General features: G+C 64.6%; 18 protein-coding genes. 11 read left to right on the top strand and 7 right to left on the bottom strand.

Going from position 1 to position 25,900, the window contains the following annotated elements; genetic code table 11:
* Positions 1 to 11 precede the first annotated feature (11 nt).
* Both N7573_RS15025 and rimO read right to left on the bottom strand, forming a co-directional pair.
* Positions 12 to 848, bottom strand: coding sequence for a DUF3025 domain-containing protein (locus N7573_RS15025; protein WP_279943210.1), 837 nt, complete (start codon positions 846 to 848; stop codon positions 12 to 14).
* On the bottom strand, positions 845 to 2,206 hold the full coding sequence (rimO, locus tag N7573_RS15020; RefSeq protein ID WP_049398716.1) for a 30S ribosomal protein S12 methylthiotransferase RimO: 1,362 nt from the start codon (positions 2,204 to 2,206) through the stop codon (positions 845 to 847). Before rimO ends, N7573_RS15025 begins: the two co-directional genes overlap by 4 nt.
* 203 nt (positions 2,207 to 2,409) lie before the next feature.
* On the opposite strand from rimO, the gene N7573_RS15015 reads away from it, so the two are divergent.
* The 3 genes from N7573_RS15015 to N7573_RS15005 are packed head-to-tail and all read left to right on the top strand — an operon-like array spanning position 2,410 to position 3,683.
* Positions 2,410 to 3,081 carry a dienelactone hydrolase family protein gene (locus N7573_RS15015; protein ID WP_154264097.1) on the top strand — a complete coding sequence of 224 codons (672 nt, stop codon included), beginning with the start codon at positions 2,410 to 2,412 and terminating at the stop codon, positions 3,079 to 3,081.
* The gene (locus tag N7573_RS15010) at positions 3,078 to 3,500 is read left to right on the top strand and encodes an HIT family protein (RefSeq protein WP_010483023.1); all 423 of its coding nucleotides are present in this window, start codon (positions 3,078 to 3,080) and stop codon (positions 3,498 to 3,500) included. Before N7573_RS15015 ends, N7573_RS15010 begins: the two co-directional genes overlap by 4 nt.
* Before the next feature lie 15 nt (positions 3,501 to 3,515).
* Positions 3,516 to 3,683, top strand: coding sequence for a DUF5668 domain-containing protein (locus N7573_RS15005; protein WP_005418011.1), 168 nt, complete (start codon positions 3,516 to 3,518; stop codon positions 3,681 to 3,683).
* 96 nt (positions 3,684 to 3,779) lie between these two features.
* On the opposite strand, the gene dcd is transcribed toward N7573_RS15005, so the two are convergent.
* The gene (gene dcd / locus N7573_RS15000; RefSeq protein WP_010483020.1) at positions 3,780 to 4,352 is read right to left on the bottom strand and encodes a dCTP deaminase; all 573 of its coding nucleotides are present in this window, start codon (positions 4,350 to 4,352) and stop codon (positions 3,780 to 3,782) included.
* A 77-nt stretch (positions 4,353 to 4,429) separates the two neighbouring features.
* On the bottom strand, positions 4,430 to 5,284 hold the full coding sequence (gene apbC, locus N7573_RS14995) for an iron-sulfur cluster carrier protein ApbC (RefSeq protein WP_026347084.1): 855 nt from the start codon (positions 5,282 to 5,284) through the stop codon (positions 4,430 to 4,432).
* A gap of 215 nt (positions 5,285 to 5,499) precedes the next feature.
* On the opposite strand from apbC, the gene N7573_RS14990 reads away from it, so the two are divergent.
* From N7573_RS14990 to N7573_RS14955, 8 genes are all read left to right on the top strand, one after another.
* Positions 5,500 to 8,289 (top strand): TonB-dependent receptor, encoded by a 2,790-nt coding sequence (locus N7573_RS14990; protein ID WP_032128235.1) that lies wholly within the window; start codon positions 5,500 to 5,502, stop codon positions 8,287 to 8,289.
* A 342-nt stretch (positions 8,290 to 8,631) separates the two neighbouring features.
* The gene (locus N7573_RS14985; RefSeq protein WP_049460709.1) at positions 8,632 to 11,439 is read left to right on the top strand and encodes a TonB-dependent receptor; all 2,808 of its coding nucleotides are present in this window, start codon (positions 8,632 to 8,634) and stop codon (positions 11,437 to 11,439) included.
* A gap of 168 nt (positions 11,440 to 11,607) precedes the next feature.
* Positions 11,608 to 13,635, top strand: coding sequence for a prolyl oligopeptidase family serine peptidase (locus tag N7573_RS14980; protein ID WP_107431283.1), 2,028 nt, complete (start codon positions 11,608 to 11,610; stop codon positions 13,633 to 13,635).
* A gap of 186 nt (positions 13,636 to 13,821) precedes the next feature.
* The gene (locus N7573_RS14975; RefSeq protein WP_121504576.1) at positions 13,822 to 16,674 is read left to right on the top strand and encodes a TonB-dependent receptor; all 2,853 of its coding nucleotides are present in this window, start codon (positions 13,822 to 13,824) and stop codon (positions 16,672 to 16,674) included.
* A gap of 190 nt (positions 16,675 to 16,864) precedes the next feature.
* Positions 16,865 to 18,967 carry a M13-type metalloendopeptidase gene (locus tag N7573_RS14970; RefSeq protein ID WP_279912772.1) on the top strand — a complete coding sequence of 701 codons (2,103 nt, stop codon included), beginning with the start codon at positions 16,865 to 16,867 and terminating at the stop codon, positions 18,965 to 18,967.
* Positions 18,968 to 19,276: 309 nt separating this feature from the next.
* Complete coding sequence (locus N7573_RS14965; protein ID WP_049460715.1) at positions 19,277 to 21,283, top strand: M13 family metallopeptidase; 2,007 nt, start codon at positions 19,277 to 19,279, stop codon at positions 21,281 to 21,283.
* 126 nt (positions 21,284 to 21,409) lie between these two features.
* Positions 21,410 to 21,904, top strand: a complete 495-nt coding sequence (locus N7573_RS14960; RefSeq protein ID WP_279912773.1) for a VOC family protein — start codon at positions 21,410 to 21,412, stop codon at positions 21,902 to 21,904.
* Between the two features lie 77 nt (positions 21,905 to 21,981).
* Positions 21,982 to 23,565, top strand: a complete 1,584-nt coding sequence (locus tag N7573_RS14955; RefSeq protein ID WP_279943209.1) for an NAD(P)/FAD-dependent oxidoreductase — start codon at positions 21,982 to 21,984, stop codon at positions 23,563 to 23,565.
* Positions 23,566 to 23,759: 194 nt separating this feature from the next.
* Here the strand turns inward: N7573_RS14955 and N7573_RS14950 are convergent, their stop codons facing one another.
* From N7573_RS14950 to N7573_RS14940, 3 genes are all read right to left on the bottom strand, one after another.
* Entirely contained in the window at positions 23,760 to 24,434 is a 675-nt protein-coding gene (locus N7573_RS14950; RefSeq protein WP_032128229.1) for a rhomboid family intramembrane serine protease, read from the bottom strand.
* A 93-nt stretch (positions 24,435 to 24,527) separates the two neighbouring features.
* On the bottom strand, positions 24,528 to 24,830 hold the full coding sequence (locus N7573_RS14945) for an MGMT family protein (protein ID WP_279914045.1): 303 nt from the start codon (positions 24,828 to 24,830) through the stop codon (positions 24,528 to 24,530).
* A 30-nt stretch (positions 24,831 to 24,860) separates the two neighbouring features.
* The gene (locus N7573_RS14940; protein WP_279943208.1) at positions 24,861 to 25,781 is read right to left on the bottom strand and encodes a DMT family transporter; all 921 of its coding nucleotides are present in this window, start codon (positions 25,779 to 25,781) and stop codon (positions 24,861 to 24,863) included.
* Between the last annotated feature and the right edge of the window lie 119 nt (positions 25,782 to 25,900).

The following is a 25,900-nucleotide window of genomic DNA, read 5'->3' as shown; positions in this document are numbered from 1 at the left end:
GACAGTCGACTCTACATAGCCCCGTGCAACGGCGGCGGATACTGGCGTCCGGCACGCAACGGGCGGAAGTACTCGGCATCTGCATAGAAGTCGGCGTCCTGTCTCTCGTGCCAGCCCGGAACTCCAGCCAACGGCAGCGGACGCAACTGCAGGGGATCGGTCACTGCCCTGCCTTCGGCAATGGCCGCGGTCACTGCGTCAACGCAGGTGTCATCGGCTTTGCCGTGCACCACCACGCACTTGCCCACCAGCCGGCGGCCCGGCAGCAGCGCCTGCTCCATCAGCGCGTGCCCGAATACCGCAGCGATGGCGATGTCGCCGCTCAGCCAGTGTCTCGATTCGAACAGCGCACACCAGTCGTGCACATCCCAGGCAGCCAGCAGCGTGTGATCGCGCACACGCACGATCACGCCGGTTTCGTCGAACTGGGTCTGTGCCGCCTGCGCGCGGTTGCGCTGACCCGGCGGCATCGCCTCGATATGCCGGCACTGCTGCGCATTGAGCGCCTGCTTGAGCTGCGGGTAGTGGGCCCACACCAGTGCGTTGAACAGGTCATGCCAGTTGTCGGCGCGGGTGGCGATGCGGCCCTGTGCGATGCGGGCTTCGTAGTGCAGGCCGTCGGCCAGCAGCCTGGCATCCTGCTCGACCAGCTGCTTGCCCGGTAGCGCGAGGCGTGCCTCGAGCGCTGCAATGGACGGCCACTCCGGGCCTTCCAACAGATCACGAACGTCGCGCAATCCGGCAAACACCGGGTGCCCGAACACCTGTGGATCGACCGCCGCACGCGGCGGCGGCACGAAACGGCGGACGCCGCCCCCGTCACCGGCGGCGGTCGTCGCCGCGGTCACAGCATCTTGAGATCGAATGCCGGGCGGGTGGCGGCCGGCAGCGCGTCACCGTACAGGTCGTGCTCGTCGCTCTCGGTGATGTCCACGTCGACGAACTCACCCACGCGCAACGGCACCTGGTCGGCATTCTGGATGTGCACCAGGCCATCGATCTCCGGGGCATCGGCCTTGGAACGGGCCACCGCGATATCGCCTTCGATGGCGTCGACCAGGCACTGCTGCACGGTGCCGATCTTGGCCTCCAGACGCGCAGCGGAAATCTGCGCCTGCTTTTCCATGAAACGGGCCAGGCGCTCCTGCTTCACTTCCTCCGGAACCGCATCCGGCAGGTCGTTGGCGGTGGCACCCTCGACCGGCGAATAGGCGAACGCGCCGACGCGGTCCAGCTGCGCTTCGTCGAGGAACGACAGCAGCTCTTCGAACTCGGCCTCGGTCTCGCCAGGGAAGCCGACGATGAAGGTGGAACGCACGGTGATGTCCGGCGCGATACGGCGCCAGTTCTGCACGCGCTCCAGGGTCTTCTCGACCGCGCCGGGGCGCTTCATCAGGCGCAGGATGCGTGGGCTGGCGTGCTGGAACGGGATGTCCAGGTACGGCAGGATGCGGTTTTCGGCCATCAGCGGCACCACCTCGTCCACGTGCGGGTACGGGTAGACGTAGTGCATGCGCACCCACGCATCCAGCTCGGACAGGCCTTCGCACAGCGCCTTCAGGCGGGTCTGGTAGGCCTTGTCACGCCACATCTTCTCGGCGTACTTCACGTCCACGCCATAGGCCGAGGTGTCCTGCGAAACCACCAGCAGCTCGCGCACGCCACCACGCACCAGGCGCTCGGCTTCACGCAGCACTTCATCCACCGGGCGCGAGACCAGCTTGCCGCGCATCGACGGAATGATGCAGAAGCTGCACTTGTGGTTGCAGCCCTCGGAAATCTTCAGGTAGGCATAGTGACGCGGGGTCAGCTTGATGCCGTAGTCGGGCACCAGGTCCACGAACGGATCGTGCTTGGGCGGCAGCGCTTCGTGCACCGCTTCCATCACGCTCTGGTAGTCCTGCGGGCCGGACACCGCCAGCACGTTGGGGTACGCCTCGCGGATCTGCTCCGGGCGCTTGCCCAGGCAGCCGGTGACGATGACCTTGCCGTTCTGGTTCATCGCCTCGCCGATCGCGTCCAGCGACTCGGTCACCGCCGAATCGATGAAGCCGCAGGTATTGACCACCACCACGTCGGCCGAATCGTAGGACGGCACGATGTCGTAGCCTTCCGAGCGGAGCTGGGTAAGGATGCGTTCGGAATCGACAAGGGCCTTCGGGCAGCCAAGGCTGACGAAGCCGACTTTGGGGTTCAGCTGGGACATGGAATCGCGGGACTCTGGGGGCCTGGGCCCCTGCCGTCGTGGCAGGGGTTCCTGGGGGCCGGGGCCTGAAAGGGCGCCAGTATACCGGGGTTGGCGGCCGCGCTCTGAATGGCCAGCCGCCCGATCACGCACAGCCGCTGACACCGCGCTAACCCACGCAGCGCCGACAATGCCGTTCTGTTCCCCGCAACGAGATGGAAACGATGGCCGAGTGGATCACCCTGGATACGCATCACGGCCCGGTACGGGCCTGGCACGCCCTGCCGGAGGGCACCCCGCGTGGCGGGCTGGTGGTGGTGCAGGAAATCTTCGGCGCCAACCCGCACATCCGCGGCGTGGCCGAGCGCTTCGCGGCCGAAGGCTATGCGGTGCTGGCGCCGTCCTTTTTCGACCTGATTGACGGCACAGAAGCCGATCCGGACGCCCTGCCCTATGACGCCGACGGCGTGAAGCAGGGCCTGGAACGGGTGACCGCACTGGGCATGGAGAAGGCGCTGGAGGTGGTCCGTGCCGCAGCGACCCGGTTGGCCCCCTACGGCAAGGTCGGCACGGTGGGCTACTGCTGGGGCGGCACGGTGGCGATGCTGTCGGCCCTGCGTCTGGGCCTGCCCTCGGTCAGCTACTACGGTGCGCGCAACGTCCAGTTCCTGGATGAGACACCCAAGGCCCCGGTGATCTTCCACTTCGGTGCCCAGGACAAGAGCATTCCGCCGGAGGCCGTGCAGGCCCATCGCGAGAAGCTGCCGCAGATGGCCACCTTCGTCTATCCGGCCGACCACGCCTTCAACCGGGAGGTCGGACATGCGTATGATCCAGACAGCGCCACCCTGGCGCTGCAACGCACCCTGGACTTCTTCTCGGAGCATCTTGGATGAGCGATTTCGAACTCGATTCACGCCTGGCCACCGATAGCGTGCTGGTGGCGGAAGGACCGTTGTCGCAAGTGCGGCTGATGAACGACGAACGATTCCCCTGGCTGGTGCTGGTACCGCGCCTGGCCGGGGTGACCGAGTGGATCGAGCTGGACGGCGAGCAGCAGGACAAGCTGCGCACCGAGCTCAACCGCGCCTGCAAGGCCCTGAAGGGCGCCGACGGGGTGGAGAAGATCAATATCGGTGCGCTGGGCAACATCGTGCGCCAGCTGCACTTCCATGTGATCGGCCGCCATGACGGCGACCCCGCGTGGCCGGGCCCGGTCTGGGGCAGCGGCCCCGCGCACCGCTACGAGCCGGGTGCGCTGGACCAGCATGTCGCCTACTGGAAGGAACGGCTAGGATATCCAGCCCAGTCCTGAGCGTTTGCCGACCCGATGCGATTCAACCTCGTTGCCGCCGTCCTGCTGATCCTGATCGGCCTGTTCATGCTCGCCAGCAACCTCGGCTGGACGCACCTGAACCTGTCCAAGCTGCTGTTGACCTGGTGGCCGGTGGCACTGGTGGGCGTGGGCATCGCGATGCTGTTCGGTCGCGGGAAATAAGCTGGCGCCGGGCCATGCCCGGCGAGCGCAGCGTGTGGCCGCACCCATGAAAACGCCGGGCATGCCCGGCGTTTTCGTCATGCGATGGCGCGCCGCTCAGGTCCGCGGCAGGGTCACGCCGGTCTGGCCCTGGTACTTGCCACCACGATCGCGGTACGACGTCTCGCAGATGTCATCGGCGGCCGCCTGGAAGAACAGCATCTGCGCCACGCCTTCATTGGCGTAGATGCGTGCCGGCAGCGGCGTGGTGTTGCTGAATTCCAGGGTGACGTGGCCTTCCCACTCCGGCTCCAGCGGGGTCACGTTGACGATGATGCCGCAGCGCGCGTAGGTGCTCTTGCCCAGGCACACCACCAGGGTGTCGCGCGGGATGCGGAAGTACTCCACGGTGCGCGCCAACGCGAAGCTGTTGGGCGGGATGATGCATTCATCGCCGACGATATCCACGAAGCTGCCCGGATCGAAGTGCTTGGGATCGACGATGGTCGAGTTGATGTTGGTGAACACCTTGAACTCGCGCGAGCAGCGCACGTCGTAGCCGTAGCTGGAGGTGCCATAGCTGACGATGCGCTCGCCGTTGGCCTGCTTGACCTGCCCGGCCTCGAACGGCTCGATCATGCCGTGCTGCTCGGACATGCGGCGGATCCAACGGTCACTCTTGATGCTCATGCTTTGTCCTGGGGTACGAGGGGGCGCGAGGATTCTAGCAGGGGGCCGGGCGTTGCCGGCGGCCCCTGCCCTGGCACTTACAGCAGCGACGACAGGATCGGGATCGAGGCACGCGGACGCTTGCCAACCTCCTCGATCAGGCGCTGGGCGGCATGGCGGTAGGCCTGGGCCGGGACCGAATCCGGCTGGGCCACGGTGATCGGGGTACCGGAATCGCCCTGCTCGCGGATGCCGATCTGCAGCGGCAACGAACCCAGCAACGGCACGCCGTACTGCGCGGCCATGCGCTCGCCGCCGCCCTCGCCGAACAGGTGCTCGACATGCCCGCAGCTGCTGCAGGTATGCACCGCCATGTTCTCGACGATGCCGAGCACCGGTACCTCGACCTTCTCGAACATCTTCAGCGCCTTCTTCGCATCCAGCGTGGCGATGTCCTGCGGGGTGGTGACGATCACCGCGCCGGCCAGCGGGATCTTCTGGGTCAGGGTCAGCTGGATGTCACCGGTGCCCGGTGGCAGGTCGATCAGCAGGTAGTCCAGGTCATCCCACAGGGTGTCATTGAACAGCTGGGTCATCGCCGAGGTGGCCATCGGTCCACGCCAGATCATCGGCGTGTCTTCTTCGATCAGGTAGCCGATCGACATGGTGTCCACGCCGAACGCACGCAGCGGCTCGATGCTCTTGTTGTCGGGGCTTTCCGGGCGACCGGACAGGCCCAGCATGGCCGGCACGCTCGGCCCGTAGATGTCCGCATCAAGCACGCCCACGCGTGCGCCGAGCTGCTGCAGGGCCACGGCCAGATTGACCGCAGTGGTCGACTTGCCGACGCCGCCCTTGCCCGAACCAACCGCGATCACGTTGCGGATGCGGGCATGCGGCGTAAGTCCCTTCTGGACCTGGCTTGCATGGGGACGGCGGGGAGAACTGTTCACAACGAGCACCAGCGGGGTCAGGGGGAATAACCGAGCATCATACAAGCTGGACGTAACCTGACTGAAATTCAGGATTGCTACAGATTCGTGCACAGATTGTTAAGTTCATGTTACGTTCGACCCGCACTGTTTTGGGCTGCGGAGCTGGCATGCGCCAGCCCGCGCGATGGCGCATGCGCAGTGCCGTTTTTGTTTTTGCTCTCCAATGGAACTACATGAACTACGTAAGCAACACCGCACGTCGCAACACGCTCGCCGTCGCCCTGATTTCCGCTCTGATGGCCGCCGCCCCGGCAATGGCCCAGGACAAGGCGACCAACCTGGACAAGATCACCGTCACCGGTTCGCTGATCCCGCAGACCCAGGTTGAAACCCAGACCCCGGTGATGTCCATCACCGCCCAAGACATCCAGACCCGCGGCTTCAGCAGTGTTGCTGAAGTGCTGCAGCAGTCGTCGCTGACCACCGGCGGCCTGCAGGGTGGCCAGACCTCGGGTTCGTTCACCCAGGGCGCCGAAGCTGCCGGCATGTTCGGCCTGAACCCGGGCTACACCAAGTACCTGATCAACGGCCGCCCGATGCTCTCGTATCCGGCGCTGTACAACGGCAGCGAAACCTTCAACAACATCAGCGGCATTCCGATCGACATCGTCGAGCGCATCGAAGTGCTGCCGGGCGGCCAGTCCTCGCTGTACGGCTCGGACGCGATCGCCGGTGTGGTCAACATCATCCTGAAGGAGCGCATGGACGGCGGCACCATGACCCTCCGTGGCGGCACCTACACCGAAGGCGGTGGCAGCAACATCCGCTTCAGCGCCGCCAAGGGCATCAACGCCTTCGATGACCGCTTCCATGCACTGTTCAACGTGCAGATCGAGAACGGCAGCCCGATCTGGGGCTACCAGCGCGACATCACCCGCCAGAACAACCCGGTCGGCTACACCGCCCAGGTTCCGTCGAACGACTTCGCCGTCATCACCAACGCTGACAACAAGCTGCTGATGATGGACCCGAGCCGTTGCGCGAACGTCGCTGGGCTGTATGACGGCACCACTGTGGTCGGCCAGCGCCCGTCGGGCGAGTCCTGCGGTTCGGTGTACAGCGCCGGCTACAAGACCCTGAAGAACGGCAAGAACAGCGGCCAGTTCTACTCGTCGATGACCTTCGACGTGAACGACAACTTCCAGCTGTTCGCCGATGTGCTGTACAGCAAGGAAAAGACCGAGTTCACCTCCGGCTCCAGCGCCCTGTGGTGGGGCACCAAGTCGGTCATGGGCGGCTTCTACGACCAGGGCCTGGGCAAGGTCGTGAACCTGCAGCGCGCCTTCGCGCCGGAAGAAATCGGCCCGGGCCACTACAACAACATCATGAACTCCGACGAAAGCCGTGCCTACCAGGTCACCCTGGGCGGCAAGGGCATGGTCGGCGACTGGGACTACAGCGCCAGCTTCACCCGTGGTGAGTACCGCCTGGACCAGAACCGCTTCGTGCGCTGGAAGGACAAGATCGAAGATTTCTTCGGCCAGACCGTGCTGGGCCCGCGCCTGGGCACCTCGGCTGGCGGCTTCGGCATCTACAACCCGGACTACGCGGCCTTCTACTCGCCGATCACTCCGGACCAGTTCGCCAGCTTCACCGGCTACGGTACCCATCGCAGCAAGACCTGGCAGAACCTGGGCCGCGTGCAGGTGACCAACGGCTCGCTGTTCAGCCTGCCGGGCGGTGACGCCGGCCTGGCCGTCGTGCTGGAAGGTGGCAGCGAAGGTTGGGACTACTCGCCGGACCAGGCGTTCGTTGATGGCAATGTGTGGGGCACCACCGCCGTCGCCGGTGCCGGCCACCGCAGCAACTATGCGGTCACCAGCGAGCTGCGCATGCCGCTGCACGACAAGCTGACCGTCAGCGCGTCGGGCCGCTATGACGCCTTCAAGATTGCCGACAAGACCGTCGACAAGGCCACCTACAGCATCGGTCTGGAATTCCGTCCGATCGAGAGCCTGCTGCTGCGCGGCAAGTACGGTACCGCCTTCCGCGCGCCGACCCTGTCCGATGCCTTCCAGGGCATGAGCGGTTCGTACTCGTCCGGCCAGAACGACTACTACCGCTGCAGCCAGCTGGGCTACGGCCTGCGTGACGAGGCCTGCTCGTTCTACAAGAACACCTCGGTGTACAGCGAAAAGTCCGGCAACCCGGACCTGAAGCCGATCACCGCCGACGTCTGGAGCGCAGGCGTGGTGTGGGCCCCGGTCAGCAACTTCTCGCTGTCGGCCGACTACTACAACTGGAAGATCAAGAACGAGGTCAAGACCCTCAGCAGCGACCAGCTGCTGCTGGCCGAGTACCAGTGCCACAACGGCCTGCCGAACAACACCTCGGCCAGCTGCGGTGACGTGACCAACTGGGTGTCCCGCGATGCCGGTGGCAACCTGACCCGCGTGTACACGCCGAAGCTCAACGTTGCCAGCCAGAACCTGGAAGCGGTGACCGTGGCGGCCAAGTACCAGCAGGATATCGGCCGCTTCGGCTCGCTGATGTTCTCCGGCAACTACACCAACATGCTGAAGCGTGAAGTGCAGCCGATGCCGGGTGCCGCCAAGCTGGATCTGCTGAGCGATCCGTACAACATGTGGTACTACGACAACTTCGCCAAGGTCCGCGGCGATCTGTCGGTGGCCTGGAACATCGCCAAGTTCACCACCACCGTGTACGCCAACTACGTCGGCAGCACCCCGAACTACCTGGCCTACACCGGCCGCAGCTACGGCTACGTCCACTCCTCCGGCGCCAAGGCCGGCAAGTGGGGTTCGTACACCACGTACAACCTGAGCATGAACTACCAGGCACAGGAAGATCTGGTCCTGTCGCTGATGGTCAACAACGTGTTCAACAAGCTGCCGGAAGGCCAGCGCTACAACTACCCGGGCAACGAATCGACCCCGTTCAATGACGGCTTCTACAGCGTCTACGGCCGCCAGATCTCGGCCCAGGTCAAGTACAACTTCTGATCCCGTCGTTTTCCGGACTTCGTGTCTGGACCAGGCCCCGCTTCGGCGGGGCCTTTTTTTTGGTTCCAGGAAGCCTTCGGTAAAGCATTGATGCAGAAGCAGCAAATGCACTACGAAAGAATGCCCTTCATATCGCCATCTTTTGAAACACTCCAAAACAATTGGCGTTAGTCATTGATATATCACCATTTTTCAGGCAAAAGCCCGATTGACGAAATGACGATCGTGTGTTCCCTGCGTTAAGTGCGTGTTACGGTCCGGCTGAATGGAATGCAACTGAACAGATCGTTAAGCCGACACGGAAGCCGGTAGCCAAGACATCGCTAACTACGGGGATTTTCCATGTCTCGCCATCGTTCCACACTCTCGCGCCACCCACTGACGCTCGCCCTGCTCGGCACACTGCTCGCCTCCGGCACGGCCCTGGCGCAAAGCGGCAATGCACCGACCCAGCTTGACCGCGTGACGGTCACCGGTTCGCTGATTCCGCAGACCGAGATCGAGAACCACACGCCGGTCCTGACCGTGACCGCAGAGGACATCCAGACCCGCGGCTTCACCAGCGTTGCCGATGTCCTGCAGCAGTCCTCGCTGTCCACTGGCGGCCTGCAGGGTGGCCAGACCTCGGCCTCGTTCACCCAGGGCGCCGAAGCCGCCGGCATGTTCGGCCTCAGCCCGGGTTACACCAAGTACCTCATCAACGGCCGCCCGATGCTTTCGTATCCGGCGCTGTACAACGGCGGCGATACGTTCAACAACATCAGCGGCATTCCGATCGACATCGTCGAGCGCATCGAGATCCTGCCGGGCGGCCAGTCCTCACTGTATGGCTCCGATGCGATCGCTGGCGTGGTCAACATCATCCTCAAGGAACGCATGGATGGTGGCGTCCTCAACGTCCGTGGCGGCGCCTACAGCGAAGGCGGCGGCAACAGCTTCCGCTTCAGCGGCGCCCGCGGCTTCAATGGTGTCGATGACCGCTTCCACGCGTTGGTCAATGTGCAGTACGAAAAGACCAGCCCGATCTGGGGCTACCAACGCGATCTGACCAAGGTCAACAATCCCGACGGCTACAGCCCGCAGTACGTCTCCAACGATTTCCTGGTGCTGCTGCCGGCCAACAACAACCGTTACGCGATGATGGACCCGAACCTGTGCGCCAACGTCGCCGGGCAGTTCGATGGCACCACCGTGCTCGGCACCCGGCCCACCGGCCAGGCATGTGGCTCGACCTATGGCACCGGCTACAAGACCATCAAGAACGGCAAGGAAAGCGCGCAGATCTACAGCTCTGCCACCTTCGACGTGAATGACAACTTCCAGCTGTTCGGCGATGCGCTGTACAGCCTGGAAGAGGTCAAGTACGCGACGGGTTCCGGCTACACCTGGTGGGGCACTTCGTCCGGTTGGGGCCGCTTCTACGACCAGGCCAGCGGCCAGTACATGAACCTGCAGCGCGTGTTCGCCCCGGAAGACATCGGCGGCGCCGGCTACCGCGACATCATGAACACCGACCGCAACAAGGCCTATCAGGTGACGCTGGGCGGCCGCGGCACGGCCGGCAACTGGGACTACAGCCTCAGCTTCACCCGCGGCGAGTACAAGCTGACCGAGCGCAACTTCGTGCGCTGGAATGACCCGATCAACGATTACTTCGAACAGCGCGTGCTCGGCCCGGTGCTGGGAACCACCAGCACCGGCTACGACATCTACAGCCCGAACTGGGAAGCGTTCTACGCGCCGCTGCCGGCCGGTGACTTCCAGACCTTCACCGGCTACAGCTACAGCCAGAGCCGCACCTGGCAGAACCTGGCCCGTGCACAGGTCACCAATGGATCACTGTTCAAGCTGCCCGGCGGCGACGCCGGCCTGGCCGTGGTCGTTGAAGGTGGAAGCGAAGGCTGGGACTACAGCCCCGATCCGGGCCTGATGGATGGCAGCGTCTGGGGCACCACGGCGGTCTCCGGTGCTGGCCACCGCAGCAACTATGCGGTGACCGGCGAACTGCGCCTGCCCCTGCATGACATGCTGACGGTGACCGGTTCCGGTCGCTACGACGCCTTCAAGATCGGCAGCAACACCGTCGACAAGTCCACCTACAGCATCGGCGTCGAGTTCCGTCCGATCGAAAGCCTGCTGTTCCGCGGCAAGTACGGTACGGCGTTCCGCGCTCCGACGCTGTCCGACGCGTTCCAGGGCCGTAGCGGCTACTACGCCAACGGCTCCACCGACTACTACCGCTGCGGCCAGTTGGGCTACGACCCGGCCAACACCACCGGTTGCCCGTATGACAGCGTCTCGGTGTTCGGCACCCGCGCCGGCAATCCGGACCTGGAACCGATCACCGCCGACGTCTGGAATGCAGGTGTTGTGTGGGCACCGATCAACAACCTGTCGCTGTCGGTGGACTACTACAACTGGAAGATCAAGAACGAGGTCGATACGCTCAGCTCCGACCAGCTGCTGCTGGCTGAGTACTACTGCCGTGGCGGCCAGGCCAACAACACCTCGGCCAGCTGCCAGAACGTCAACGACTGGATCACCCGCGATGCGTCCGGCGTGCTGGACGAGATCTATACCCCGAAGATGAACGTCGCCCGCCAGAACCTGGAAGCGCTGACCGCCAGCTTCAAGTACGTGCACGACATGGGCCGCTTCGGTTCGCTTCAGTTCTCGGGCAACTACACCGACATGCTCAAGCGCGAACTGCAGCCGCAGCCGGGCGATGAGTTCCTGGACCTGCTGCGTGACCCGTACGCGATGTGGGTGTACGACTCGTACGCCAAGGTGCGCGCCGATGGTTCGGTCGGCTGGGCCAAGGACAAGTGGACCACCACCCTGTACGCCAACTACATTGGCAAGACGCCGAACTACATGGCGTACGTGGGCAATGGCTACGACTACGTCCACAGCTCCGGCTACAAGGCAGGCAAGTGGGGCTCCTACACCACTTACAACCTGAGCGTGAACTACCGTGCGTTGGACAACCTGACCCTGTCGCTGATGGTCAACAACGTGTTCAACAAGATGCCGGACAACCAGCGCTTCAGCTTCGCCGGCACCAGCGGCCAGCCGTACAACAATTACCTGTACAACGCCTACGGGCGTGCCATCTATGTGCAGGCCAAGTACGAGTTTGGCGATCACTGATCCAGGCCCTTGCCGCACCAAAGACCCCGCCCCGGCGGGGTCTTTTTTTGCTTGTCGTCCCTCCAGGGCGTGACGCGCGCCCGGGCATTCACGCCAAGTTGACTGGATTCACGTCTTCGTTCATCTTCAGGTCATATTGATGTGCCCGCCACAAGGACCCTGCCGACCATGGAACTGCGCTTGTCCCCCGCCCGCCTTGGCGCCGCCGCACTGGCGGCGCTGTGCATTGCCCCTGCCCTCGCAAGCCCTCTGCCAGCCGAGGATTTCGCCAAGATCCCCACCATCCAGTCGGTCACCATGAGCGCCGACGGCAAGCAGCTGGTCGCGATCGTCGCCGCGCCCGGCAGCGACAACAGCGATACCGCCCTGGCCAACTGGAACCTGGATAACCTCGGCGCCGGTCCGGTCGCCATCACGCCATCCGGTGACCGGATGAAGTTCATCGCGGCAAGCGCACTGAAGGCGGGACGCAACCTCGTCATCGGGCGCCAGGAATGGACAGGCAAACTCGGCGGCTGCGGTGAAGGCAACAGTACGGGAGCCACCAAGACCTTCCTGACCAAGGCCTACCTCACCGACGCCACCCAGACCAAGTTCGACGAGGCGTTCGCCAACAACACCCGCACGCTCGGGGTCAGCCCCGAGACCCTTCGCTGCCTCGAACTTGCGGGTACCGCCTCGCTCGTCCATGGGCTGCCGCTGGACGCAGACAGGGTCATCATCAGCCAGCTCAATGAGGCCACGCTGCAGGCCAACTACTATCGCTTCAACCTGCGCACGGGCCAGACCGAACTGCTGTTCAAGGGCAGCTCCCGCACGTCACCCGGCCTGTTCCATCCCCGAACAGGTGAAGTCCTTACCCAGACCCAGGTCGAATCCGCCGGCTCCGACGATTTCGAACAACGCATTCTGATCAAGAACAGCGCCGGCCAGTTCGAAGTGCACGCCCCCCTGACCACCCGACTGAGCGAACGCTATACGGTGGAAGTCGTCGGCATAGACGATGACAGCGGCAAGCTGTACGTGCTGACCGACCAGTTCTCCGATCTGGTGCAGGCGCGACTGTACGATCCTGCCAAGAAGGAGTTCGACAAGGAGCCTCTGGCCGCCCATCCATCCTTCTCGATCAGTTCACTGATCCTGGGCACGCGCAAGAGCAACTTCAACCAGGTCCTCGGCTTCTATATCGACGGTCCGCAGCGACAGGCCGTGTACGTGGATCCGCAGATGAAGGCCCTGCAGGAGGGCCTGCAGAAAGCCTATCCTGGCCTGAGCATCTACATCACCGGCTACAACGACGACCTTTCGCGCGTCCTGTTCACCACGGAAAGCAACCGCAACCCGAAGAGCTACTTCATCCTGGCTGATCGCAAGAATGTCGTGCCGCTGGGCAGCGAGCGCCCCTGGGTGGACAGCAAGCAGATCGGTGAACAACGCTGGGTGACCTACACCGCACGCGATGGGCTGCAGATTCCAGCGATTCTGGATCTCCCGCCGGGCTGGAAGCAGGGCGACGGCCCGCTGCCGGCACTCGTTCATCCGCACGGCGGGCCGTGGGCACGCGACTACACAGGCTGGGATGCATCCGGCTGGGTACCGTTCTTCACTTCGCGCGGCTACGCCGTGTTGCGCCCTCAGTACCGCGGCAGCGCCGGCCTTGGCCGCAAGCTCTGGCTGGCAGGTGACGCCGAGTGGGGCCAGAAGATGCAGGACGACAAGGATGACGGCGCCGCCTGGCTCGTCTCACAGGGCATCGCCGCCAAGGACCGTATCGCGATCTTCGGCTATTCCTACGGCGGCTTCGCGGCTGCCGCCGCGACAGTGCGCAGCCCCTCCCCCTACCAGTGCGCCATCGCTGGCGCCCCGGTCACCGATCTTGGCCGGCTGGGCACCTCCTGGAGCCAGAACCGCCTGCAACGCATTCTGCAGGGGCGCACGGTGAAGGGCATGGACCCGATGCAGAACACTGCGAAGGCCACGATTCCTCTGCTGACCTTCGTCGGCGACCGTGACGTACGCACGCCGTCCTTCCATGCGAGGAACTTCTACAACGGCGTACAGGGCAAGGTCCCAGCCCGGTTCGAGCTGATCCCCGACATGCCGCACAGCATGCCGTGGTACCCCGCGCACTTCCGGACGACATTGACGCTCATGGCCGACTACCTGAGCAAGGATTGCGGCCCCGGCGGCCTCTGATCCCTCCCCGGGCACCCTCGCTTTCACCAAGCCCCTGCCGGCCAGGCAGGGGCTTTTTCATGCCCCAAATACTGAATTTCCCTATAACAACAGCAAGTTAAGAGATTTTAATATTCATGTTGCATTTACTTTACGCGACTCATACACTCCATTAACCGAAGCATAACAAGTGGGGATCAAACCGAAATGCGCAACGCCAACCGCCAATCTAAGCCAAGCCGCGTCCCGTTGACTCTTGCTGTGCTGGCCTGCCTGCAGGTCGCACCGGCTCTGGCCCAGGAATCCACCCAGCAGGAAGCAAAGGCGTCAAGCAGCTCAAGCACTTCCACCCGCGCAACCGATCTTGACAAGGTCACAGTCACTGGCTCCCTGATCCGCCGTGCGGACTACGAGACCACTTCGCCGGTGTTCACCATCAACGCCGAAACCAACGCGAAGCAGGGCCAGGTCAACGTGGCCGAGTTCCTGCAGAAGTCGGCCATCGGTTCGGCCGAAACCCAGATCACCCACCAGTTCGGCGGCTTCGTCGTGGACGGCGGCACCGGCGTACAGACCGTGTCGCTTCGCGGCCTGGGCGCCAACCGCACCCTGGTGCTGCTCGATGGCCAGCGCCCCGGCCCGGCCGGTACCCGTGGCGCCGTCGGCGCCTTCGACCTGAACGTCATTCCCACCGCCATCCTGCAGCGTGCCGAGATCGTGAAGGACGGTTCGTCCTCGATCTATGGTTCCGACGCCGTGGCCGGTGTGGTCAACCTGATCACCAAGAAGAACATCGAGCGCCCGGAGCTGACCGTTACCGGCCGCGTCCCGACCGAAGGCGGCGGTGAAGTGTTCTCGGCGTCGCTGGCCAATGGCTGGAACTTCGAGAAGGGCAGCATCATCGCTGCCGTCGAGTGGTATCAGCACAACGAGCTGACCCGTGGCGACCGCGACTTCCTCAACTGCAGCAACGACCTGGTCAAGGACGCCGACGGCAACCGCATCGACCGCGAAGATCGTTCGCTCAATGCCGGTACGCCGCTGGCCAACTGCGTCAACATGCTGCACAACGTGGTCGACATCGGCAGCACCCGCTATGTGCCGTCGGGTGATGGCACCACTGTCGGCCCGCTGCCGGGCTACCGCCCGCGCAAGACCCAGAGCTACGCGCGCGGCCAGGCCTTCTTCGATGAGCCGGTGAACTTCGCGCGCTGGGGCCAGGGCCACATCATCAACAAGCAGGAGCGGAAGACCGCCTACGTGGCCACCGACTTCGGCTTCGATTCGGTCAACTGGAAGACCCAGTTCCTGTTCAACCGTCGCGAAACCGAGACGTTCTCCTGGCGCCAGTTCTTCCCGTACGCCTACATCCCGGGTACCGAGATCGTCGCCAACCCGGTGATGCTGTTCAAGTCCCAGCAGGATGTCACCGTCGATTACTTCTACGCCGCCACCAAGCTTGACGGCCTGTTCAAGGGCACCGACACCTGGGCGTGGGAAGTCAACGCGAACTTCAGCCACTCCAGTGGCAAGTACGGCAATCTGGCCATCCAGGCCTCCAAGAGCGGCGACCTGGACTACACCGACGCGCCGCCGGCGGTGAACTACTTCGACCCGGACTACCTGAGCGGCCGCAAGGTCGACGAGCTGGTCGACAAGCTCGGTGCGTGGGACTGGGGCAAGACCACTTACAAGCAGGCTACCATCAACGCCATCGTCAGCGGCGACCTGTTCGAGATGCCGGCCGGTGCGGTCGGTTTTGCGGGCGGCCTGGAATACCGCTATTACTCGCTCAACGACCAGCCGAGCGAACTGTCCCGCACTGGCGACATCTGGGGCTCGTCCTCGGCTGATGTGACCAAGGGCAACGACAAGGTCAAGGAAGCCTTCGTCGAGTTCGACGTGCCGCTGCTGAAGGGCCTGCCGGCGGTGGAATCGCTGAGCCTGAACGCCTCGGGTCGCGTGTTCAAGTACGACAACGTTGCCGATTCGGACAATGTCTGGAAGGTCGGCCTGAACTGGCAGGTCATTCCGTCGCTGCGTCTGCGCGGTTCGATCGGCACCTCCTACCGCGCGCCGGGCCTGTATGAGCTGTACCTTGGCAACGAGACTGGTTTCTTCCAGCAGGCGAACGATCCGTGCGTACGCTGGGGTGAAAGCTCCAATACCAATTACCAGGCCAACTGTGCGGCCGCAGGTATCCCGGCCGACTATGCCGGCGGCGGCAGCAGCGGCACGGTGTACCGCCAGGGCGGTGGTAATTCGCTGATTCCGGAAACTTCGCGTGCGAAGACCGCCGGTATCGTGTTCACCCCGACCTTCGCCAACCTGAGCGTGGCCATCGATTACTTCGACTACGAAGTGAGCAATGAAATCGCGCAGCTGGGCAGCACCAACGTCATGCGTGGCTGCTACGGCGGCACGGTGTACCCGAACAGCTACTGCGATCTGCTGACCCGCAATCCGGCCAGTGCTACCCAGCCGTATGCGGTGACCCAGATCCAGAACAAGTTCATCAACATCAACAAGCAGCGCACCCGTGGCTACGACCTGACCGCAAACTTCGACCACGATTTCTCGTTCGGCAAGTTCTCGGCCGAGACCCAGGTCACCTACACGATCGAAGACACCCAGGAAGTGTTCTCCAGCGCAGCTGCGAGCGGCCTGGAATCCTCGGAGCTGCTGGGTGACATCGGCCGTCCGAAGGTGGTGGGCAACCTGGCGCTGAGCCTGACCCGCGGTGACTGGTCGTACAACTGGCTGACCACCTACATCCACAAGACCGAAGACATCGATCTGAGCCCGGTGTTCACCTACCAGGGTCGTCCGAACTCCTATCGTGACATCGTGGCCGACTCGCGCATCTACCACACCGCTTCGGTCAGCTACGCGCAGGCCGATTGGGAAATCCTGGTGGGCGTCAGCAACATCTTCAACAAGACCCCGCCGTTGGTTTCCATCGGTGTCGCCGATTCCCGCTACGGCAACGTACCGGCGTTCGCCACCCAGTACGACTACTACGGCCGCACCCCGTTCGTGCGTCTGAAGTACAAGTTCTGATCCACGCCTGATCGCAGTACCCCGACAGACCCGGCTTTTGCCGGGTCTGTCTTTTCCGGGCCACGAAGCGGCCCCCTTGCGCCCGGCCATGACCTTCGACACCCTTGCAGGGCAGGCCGGCGGCGTATTGTTCGGCCCACGGCCGTCCCCGCGGCCCTTCCCTGACTCACTCGGCCTGGAGGCCATCAAAGTGACCCGTACTCCCAAGATCGTGCTGCTGACCCTGGCCGTTTCGGCCGCGCTGGTCGGCTGCGGCAAGAACGAAACCCCGGCCAAGGATGCCACCGCCTCCACGCCGGCTGCGGCCGAAGCCACCAACTACACGCTGGATGAGAGCAAGCTGCCGGCCTACAACGCCTTCCAGCCCAGCGATCTGGATGCCAGCAAGGACGCCTGTGGCGCCTTCGGCGACTACGTGAACAGCAAGTGGCTGGCCGCCAATGAAATTCCGGGCGACCGCACCAGCTGGGGCGCGTTCACCATCCTCGACGAGCGTTCGGTGGCCGTGCAGCACCAGCTGGCTGAACAGGTCGCGCAGGTCAAGAACCCGAACCATATCGAGAAGATCGTCGGCGACCTGTGGGCCACCGGCATGGACGAAGCCAAGATCAATGCCCAGGGCATCGAGCCGCTGAAGGCCGACCTGACCGCGATCGACGGCCTGCAGGACAAGGCGGCCATCGCCGACTACCTGCGCAGCAGCGCGGCCAAGGGTGACAACGTCCTGTTCGGCTTCGGCGCCGAAGCCGACTTCAAGAACTCGGCCGTCAACCTGGCCTACGCCAGCCAGGGCGGCCTGGGCCTGCCGGACAGCACCTACTACACCGATGCCAAGAACGCCGACAAGCTGAAGGCCTACCAGGCGCACATCGCCAAGGTGCTGGAGCTGTCCGGCGTCGCCGCTGCCGACGCTGCCAAGCAGGCCGAGGACGTGGTCAAGTTCGAGACCCGCCTGGCCAAGGCCTCCAAGTCGCGCGTGGAGCTGTCGCGCAACGTCGAGCTGTACTACAACCCGGTCACCCTGGCCGACGCTGACAAGCTGACCCCGAACTTCAGCTGGACCGAGTTCTTCAAGTCGCAGGGCGTAGCCGCGCCGGAGAAGTTCTCGCTGGCCATGCCGGCCTTCCATGAGGAAGTGAGCAAGGCGCTGGGCGATACCGATCCGTCGGTGTGGCGCGCCTACCTGCGCTTCCACACCGTGGACAGCGCCTCGCCGTACCTGGCCGATGCCTTCGTGCAGGAGAACTACGAGTTCTACGGCAAGACCCTCAATGGCCAGAAGGAACAGAAGCCGCGCTGGAAGCGCGTGCTGGGCACCATCGAGAACGACGCCGGTGAAGCCTTCGGCCAGCTGTACGTGAAGGTTGCCTTCTCGCCGGAAGCCAAGGCGAAGATGGAAGAGCTGGTGAAGAACCTGGCCGCCTCGCTGAAGGAACGCATCCAGGGCCTGAGCTGGATGAGCGATGAAACCAAGGCCAAGGCCATCGCCAAGTGGGAAACCTTCACTCCGAAGATCGGTTACCCGGACAAGTGGCGTGACTGGGCGGGCCTGCAGACCCAGCGCGACAGCTACCTGGGCAATGTGCGCGCGGCCAGTGAGTTCAATTACAAGTTCAACCTGTCCAAGATCGGCAAGCCGGTGGACAAGACCGAGTGGGGCATGACCCCGCAGACGGTCAACGCCTACTACAACCCGCTGCAGAACGAGATCGTGTTCCCGGCCGCCATCCTGCAGCCGCCGTTCTTCGATCCGAAGGCCGACGACGCACTGAACTATGGCGGCATCGGTGCGGTGATCGGCCACGAAATGACCCACGGTTACGACGACCAGGGTGCACGCTTCGGGCCGACCGGCAACATGGAAGACTGGTGGACCGCCGCTGACAAGAAGAACTTCGAAGGCTTGACCGGCAAGCTGGTCAAGCAGTTCGACCAGTACAAGGTCGACGGCCAGGCCGTGAACGGTCACCTGACCCTGGGCGAGAACATCGCCGACCTGGGCGGCCTGGCTACCGCCTACGACGCCCTGCAGAAGGCGTCCGCCGGCAAGGAAGATGCAAAGGTCGATGGATTCACCCGCGACCAGCGCTTCTTCTTCAACTGGGCCACCGTGTGGCGCACCAAGTACACCCCGGAAAACGCCAAGGTCCGCCTGGCCACCGACCCGCACGCGCCGGCGCAGTTCCGCGCCATGGGTGCGCCGTCGAACCTGCCGACCTTTGCCGCGGCCTTCCAGTGCAAGGCCGGTTCGCCGATGGCCCGCGCCGGCGAGCAGCAGGTGGTGATCTGGTAAGCCCTGGCTGATGCCAAGGTAGACCTGCAGAGGCCCGGGAATTCCCGGGCCTTTGTTTTTTTGCCGCGCCCGTCATCCACGCATGGCGTGGATCTGCTGCGCCTGTGCAGGCCCACGCCATTGGCAGATGCCGACCTTGGTCGGCGTATGGCACGGCGGAGCCACCGTGATGCGTGCATGCGGTGTCGATGCCACACACCCGGTAGCGCCGGGCCATACCCGGCGGATGCGCCGTGATGCGTGCATGCCGCGCCCATGCGCGGCTTGCTATAGTGCGCGCGCCCTCAATCCATCACGGATTCGTTCCACATGCCCAATTTCCGTCCGCTTGCCATCGCCCTGGGCATCAGCCTGGCGACTCTGGTCCCGACCCACGATGCCTTCGCCGCCAAGAAAAAGGCCGCGCGTGCCCCGGCTGTCAGTGCCCAGTGCAGCGACTTCTACGACGCCACCAATGCAGGCTGGCTGAAGGCCAACCCGGTGCCGCAGACCGGCGCCACCACCGCGCTGGGCCAGCTGGTCGACCGCAGCCGCCAGCAGCAGCGTGAACTGCTCGACGCAGCGATGAAGGCGCCGCAGGGCAACGTGCAGAAGCTGCTGGGTGACTTCTGGGCCAGTGGCCTGGACGAAGCGGCCGTGGAAGCAGACGGCTCCAACCCGATCGCCCCGCTGCTGACCCGCATCAACGCCATCAAGAAGGCCAAGGATGTACCGGCCTCGATCGCGGCACTGCATCAGGTCGGCATCCCGGTGGCCTTCAACTTCGGCCCGGACGTCGACCTGAAGGCACTTGACCGCCACATCGGCTACTTCATGCAGGGCGGCATGGGCCTGCCGGATCCGGCGTTCTATACCCGTACCGACGCCGACACCGTGGCGCTGATGGGCCGCTACCGCAACTACGTCAAGCAGATCCTGGCGCTGACCGGCACCCCGGCGGCCAAGCTGGATGCCGAGTCGCAGGCGGTGATCGCGCTGGAAACCGAGCTGGCACGCAATGCGCAGTCGCTGGCCGGCATCAACAACCCGTTCAACAACTACGCGCCGATCTCCACCAAGGAGCTCAACAGCCGCTACCGCAACCTGCAGCTGGATGCCTTCCTGAAGGCACAGGGCGTGGATGACGACCTGGTCTCGCTGGCCGACCCGGGCCTGTTCAAGCAGCTCGACGGCATGGTCACCAAGCTCAAGCCGGACCAGTGGAAGGCCTACCTGCGCTGGCGCGTGGGCGACTCGATGGCACCGTACCTGTCCAAGGCCTACCGCGACGCCGAGTTCGAGTTCCGCGGCCGCGTACTGCGTGGCGAGACCCTGCCGCCGCAGCGCTGGGAAGACGTGCTGGAGGCGATCAACGTGGCCGCTGGCCCGATGGTCGGTCGCGAATACGCTGCCCGTTACCTGTCCGCCGAAGATCGTCGCCAGGCGGCGTGGATCGTCGACAAGGTGCGCGAAGTGCAGATCGAAGCGGTCAAGAACAGCAGCTGGATGAGCACCGAAGCCAAGGCCGAAGCGCAGGCCAAGCTGGCTGCGCTGAAGATCGAGATCGGCACCCCGCTGCGCGACCTCGACTACAGCGTGCAGCCGATGGGCCGCGGTTCGTTCGGTGGCAACATGCTGATTGCTTCGACCTGGCGCCATCGCGAGGAAATGAAGCGCATCGGCAAGGGCAATGCCGACCGTCGCTGGGACGTGCTGCCGCAGCAGCCGTCGCTGGCCTACGATCTGGCCCAGAACCGCCTGATCGTCACCGCCGCGATCCTGCAGGGCCCGGTGTTCAACGCCAAGGCCGACGCTGCCGACAAGTTCGGCAGCTTCGGTGGCCTGGTCGGCCATGAGCTGACCCGCGCGATCGATGCCAAGGGTGCGCTGGTCGACGCCAAGGGCGAGCTGCGCAGCTGGTGGACCCCGGCCGACAAGACCGCCTGGACCCTGCTCGGTAACCGCGTGGCCGCGCAGTACAGCGCCTACGACTTCCCGGGCGTGAAGGGTGCCAAGGTCAACGGCACGCTCACCCAGGAAGAGAACCTGGCCGACATCGCTGGTCTGGAACTGGCCTGGGCGGCGTATGTCGCGCAGGAGCCGAAGGCCAAGCAGGCCCAGCAGCAGGGCTTCTTCCGCGCCTGGTCTGCGCTGTGGGCGCAGCAGCTGGCGCCGAACGAGGCCGTACGCCGCCTGACCGCCGACATCCGTGCACCGGGCCTGTGGCGCAGCAACGGCACGCTGGCCAACCTGCCGGCCTTCGGCGCCACCTTCAGCTGCAAGGCCGGCCAGCCGATGCAGCGCAGTGAAGCCGAGCAGATCAAGGTCTGGCGCTGATCCAGCTGCCACACGGGTAATGCAGAGGGCGCCTTCGGGCGCCCTCCTTTTTTGCAGGTGCAGCACGATCCCGGATTAACACCGCGCATGCTATCGCTGCGGCTTCGTCCAACGTGGAGCCCCGACATGGCACACAAGAACACGATCTGTGTCTGGTATGACAACGGCGCACTCGAGGCCGCCACCTTCTACGCCAGCATCCTGCCAGACAGCGCGGTGACCGCCGTGCATCACGCCCCCGGTGACTATCCGGACGGCAAGGAAGGCAACGTACTGACCGTTGAATTCACGGTCTGCGGCATCCCCTGCGTCGGCCTCAACGGCGGCACCGCGTTCAAGCACAGCGAAGCGTTTTCCTTCCAGATCCAGACCGAGGACCAGGCCGAGACCGACCGCCTGTGGAATGCGATCGTCGGCAACGGTGGCCAGGAGAGCCAATGCGGCTGGTGCAAGGACCGCTGGGGCATCTCCTGGCAGATCAGCCCGCGCATGCTCATCGAAGCGGTGACCAGCCAGGACAAGGCACTGGCCAAGCGCGCATTCAACGCGATGATACCGATGAAGAAGATCGACATCGCCACCATCGAAGCAGCGATCAAAAAAGGGGACGGAGGGGATTAAGTCGTTTTTTCCCCATTGCCGGTGACCCCATGCGAATTGCGACTTAATCCCCTCCGTCCCCTTTTTCCGAGGTGCAGATGACCTGGGATGCGATCATCGTTGGTGGTGGCCACAACGGCCTGGTCTGCGCGGCCTATCTGGCGCGTGCCGGAAAGAAGGTGCTGGTGCTGGAACGTCGCGGCGTTCTTGGCGGCGCTGCGGTCACCGAGGAATTCCATCCCGGCTTCCGCAATTCAGTCGCCTCGTACACGGTCTCGCTGCTGCAGCCGAAGGTGATCGACGACCTGCAGCTGCATGCGTATGGGCTGCGCATCGTCGCGCGCCCGGCCAACAACTTCCTGCCATTGCCCGACGACCGCTATCTGTTGTCGGCACCTGGCCGCACTCAGGCCGAAGTGGCGAAGTTCTCCGAGCGGGATGCGCAGCGCTTGCCCGCGTACGAGGAACGCCTGGAAATCTTCGCCGACGTACTGCGCGCATGGGCTCTGCGCGCGCCGCCCGACCTGGGTGTAGCAGGCGGTTGGCGTGCGCTGCCCGCACTATGGCAGATGGGGAAACTCGGCCGCGAACTGGCGGCGCTGGATGCGCCACTGCGGCAGGAACTGCTGGACCTGTTCACGCTGTCGGCGGCGGATTACCTGGACCGTTGGTTCGAGAGCGAGCCGATCAAGGCGCTGTTCGGCTTTGATGGCATCGTCGGCAACTACGCAAGCCCGTATACAGCGGGCAGTGCCTACGTACTGCTGCACCACGTATTCGGCCAGTGCAATGGCGTAAAGGGTGCGTGGGGCCACGCGATCGGCGGCATGGGCGCGATCAGCCAGGCCATCGCCAGCGCGGCGCGCGAGGCCGGGGCCGAACTGCGCGTGGATGCCGGTGTGCAACAGGTACTGATCGAACAAGGCCGCGCCGTGGGGGTGGAACTGGTCAACGGCGAAACCCTGCGTGCTCGCGCGGTGGTGGCCAACGTCAATCCGAAGCTGCTGTACGAACAGCTGCTGGAGCCGACGCAGGTACCCGCTGCCACACGCGAACGCATGACGAACTGGCGCTGCGGTTCCGGCACCTTCCGGATGAACGTGGCGCTGTCGCGGTTGCCGGACTTCCGTGCCCTGCCCGGCCCCGGCGATCACCTCAGCGCCGGCATCATCATGGCCCCCAGCCTGGACTACATGGACCGCGCCTGGCTGGATGCGCGCCGCGAAGGCTGGTCGCGCGAACCGATCGTAGAGATGCTGATTCCGAGCACGCTGGATGATTCACTGGCGCCGCGCGGGCAGCATGTGGCCAGCCTGTTCTGCCAGCACGTGGCGCCGGTACTGCCCGACGGGCGTAACTGGGATGATCACCGCGAGACTGTGGCGGACCTGATGATTGCCACCGTCGAACGGTATGCGCCCGGCTTTGCCGGCAGCGTGCTCGGTCGGCAGGTGCTGTCGCCGCTGGATCTGGAACGCACCTTCGGCCTGGTCGGCGGCGACATTTTCCACGGTGCGCTCAGTGCCAACCAGTTGTTCTCGGCACGGCCGATGGTCGGCCAAGCCGGCTACCGCGGCGCCCTTCCGGGGTTGTATCTGTGTGGGTCGGGTACCCATCCCGGTGGTGGCGTCACCGGTGCGCCGGGGCACAATGCCGCGCAGGTGGTGTTGCAGGATGGGTAGAGGTGTGCCGACCAACGGTCGGCACCTACCGCGTCAAATGATCCCATTCAAAGCGTGCCAACCAAGGTTGGCACCTACCCGCGTGGGACAAGGCGTGCCGACCAACGGTCGGCACCTACCGCGTCAAATGATTCCATTCAAGGCGTGCCAACCAAGGTTGGCACCTACCCGCGTGAAGCGAGGCGCATCGCGCCTCACTTCACGCTGCGCAGATGGTTCGGGCGCTTCGGTGGGCCGGGCGGGCGGCGCTTGTTGAACGGCGATTGCCCGCGCCAGTAGCGGATCAGCAACCAGCCGAACAGCATGCCGCCGAGGTGCGCGAAGTGGGCCACGCCCGGCTGCCAGCCGGTCATGCCCAGCACCAGCTCGCCCACACCGAACAGGATCACAAAGGTCCGTGCCTTCATCGGGATCGGCGGGAACAGCAGCATCACCCGCTGGTTGGGGAACAGCATGCCGTAGGCCAGCAGCAGGCCAAACACGCCGCCGGAGGCGCCCAGCACCGTGGCCGGGTTTTCCAGCAGCGTGCCCACCAGCAGCTGGCAGACACCGGCACCGGCCACGCACACCAGGTAATAGAGCAGGAAGCGCTTCTCGCCCCAGGTCTGCTCCAGTGGCGCGCCAAACATGAAGACCGCCAGCATGTTGAAGAACAGATGGCCGAAGCTGCCGTGCAGGAAGCCGTAGGTCAGCAGCTGCCAAGGCTGGAAGTTGCCGCCCGGCGAGAATGCGTCGAAGCCCTGCTGCAGGGGTTGCAGCATGAACGGCTCGAAGGTCTGCATGCCGAGCAGGAACGGCTGCTGCAGCAGGAACAGGATCGCGTTGGCGATCAGCAGGGCCTTGGTGACGGTTGGCAGTCGCGGGAACATGGGAGCACCGGCATGGAACGGCCTCCATCATAGCCGCAGCACCGTGTCTTGTTGGCGACCGGCAGGCGCGGCCTGTTCAGTCGCCAGCGGTGCTCAGCCCGGACCCCACACAGCGGCATCCAGTGCTGCCGCCGGATCAGCCGCCGTCATCCGCACCCGGCCGTTCTCCACCACCACGCCCTCCGCGCGCAACCGCTGTGACTGCTCGCGCCAACCAGCCGAACCTTCCTCCATGGCAATGCGCCCATCCGAGCGCAACACGCGGTGCCAAGGCAGGTCCGGGTCGTCGTTCTGGCCCAGGATGCGCGCGGTCAGGCGCGCACGCCCGGGCAGGCCCGCGCGCAGCGCCACCTGCCCATAGCCCATCACCTGCCCCGCCGGGATCGCGCGGATCACCGCCAGGATGCGCGCGCGCCTGCTCAGGCGTCAGCGCCGCAGGCGGGTTACCAGCAGAACGCCGATCAGCACCAGCACGGTGCCGGCGATCTGCGCCGGCCCCATCGGTTCGTCGAGCAGCCATAGGCTCATCACGATGGTGGAAACAGGGCCCAGCATACCGACCTGCGCGGCCAGCGACGAACCCACGCGCTGCACCGCCAGCATGATCGCCAGCACTGGCAGCACCGTGCACACGGTGGCATTGACCAGCGACAACCACTGCACCGCCGCAGGCGCCTGCCACAACAACGGCAGCGGATGGGTCACCGCGAAATGCAGCAGCACCAGCACGCTGGCCACGCAGCTGGCGTAAGCGGTCAGCCGCACCGCTCCGACACGCGCGACCACCTGCCCGCTGCCGAACAGGTACAGCGCATAGCTGAGCGCACTGCCCAGCACCAGCAGGCTGCCAACGATGATCTGCCCACCCTCGCGCTGCAGGTCATGGCCGAACGCCAGCAGCACGCCCAGATAACTCAGCACCAGCGCGCCGATCTGCCATCGGCCCGGCCGCTGGCGCGCCAGCAGCACGTTGATCAGCAGCACCAGGGTCGGATTCAAGTACAGGATCAGCCGTTCCAGCGTCACGCTGATGTACTGCAGGCCCTGGAAGTCGAGCAGGCTGGACAGGTAGTAGCCGGTGAAACCCAGCCACAGCACGCGGGCACGGTCGGCCCAGGACAGTGGTTCGGCCCGACGCGCGGCCCACAGCGCCATCAGTACGAACAGCGGCAGCGCCATCAGCATGCGCAGGGCAAGCAGCGTGGTGGCATCCACGCCGTGACGCAGGCCGAGCTTGACAATGATCGCCTTGCCGGAAGCAGCGATGGCGCCGATCGCGGCCAGGCCGATACCCCCCAGCGCAATGCGTGGGGAGGCGGTGGCGATACGGGAAGCGGGATTGGACATCAGGACGACGGCGGGCCGCTCGGAGCGGCCCGGGAAAGCGTGGGGGCGCCCATTGTCGCACGGGGGCGTCCGGTGCCCGCCTTGTAGAGTCGAGCCATGCTCGACTGTCTTTCCACCGC

Source organism: Stenotrophomonas sp. GD04054 (genome assembly GCF_029836955.1).
Lineage (GTDB): Bacteria > Pseudomonadota > Gammaproteobacteria > Xanthomonadales > Xanthomonadaceae > Stenotrophomonas > Stenotrophomonas maltophilia_A.
The sequence above is the reverse complement of the archived record's forward strand: the minus strand, read 5'-3'. Positions and strand labels throughout refer to the sequence as shown.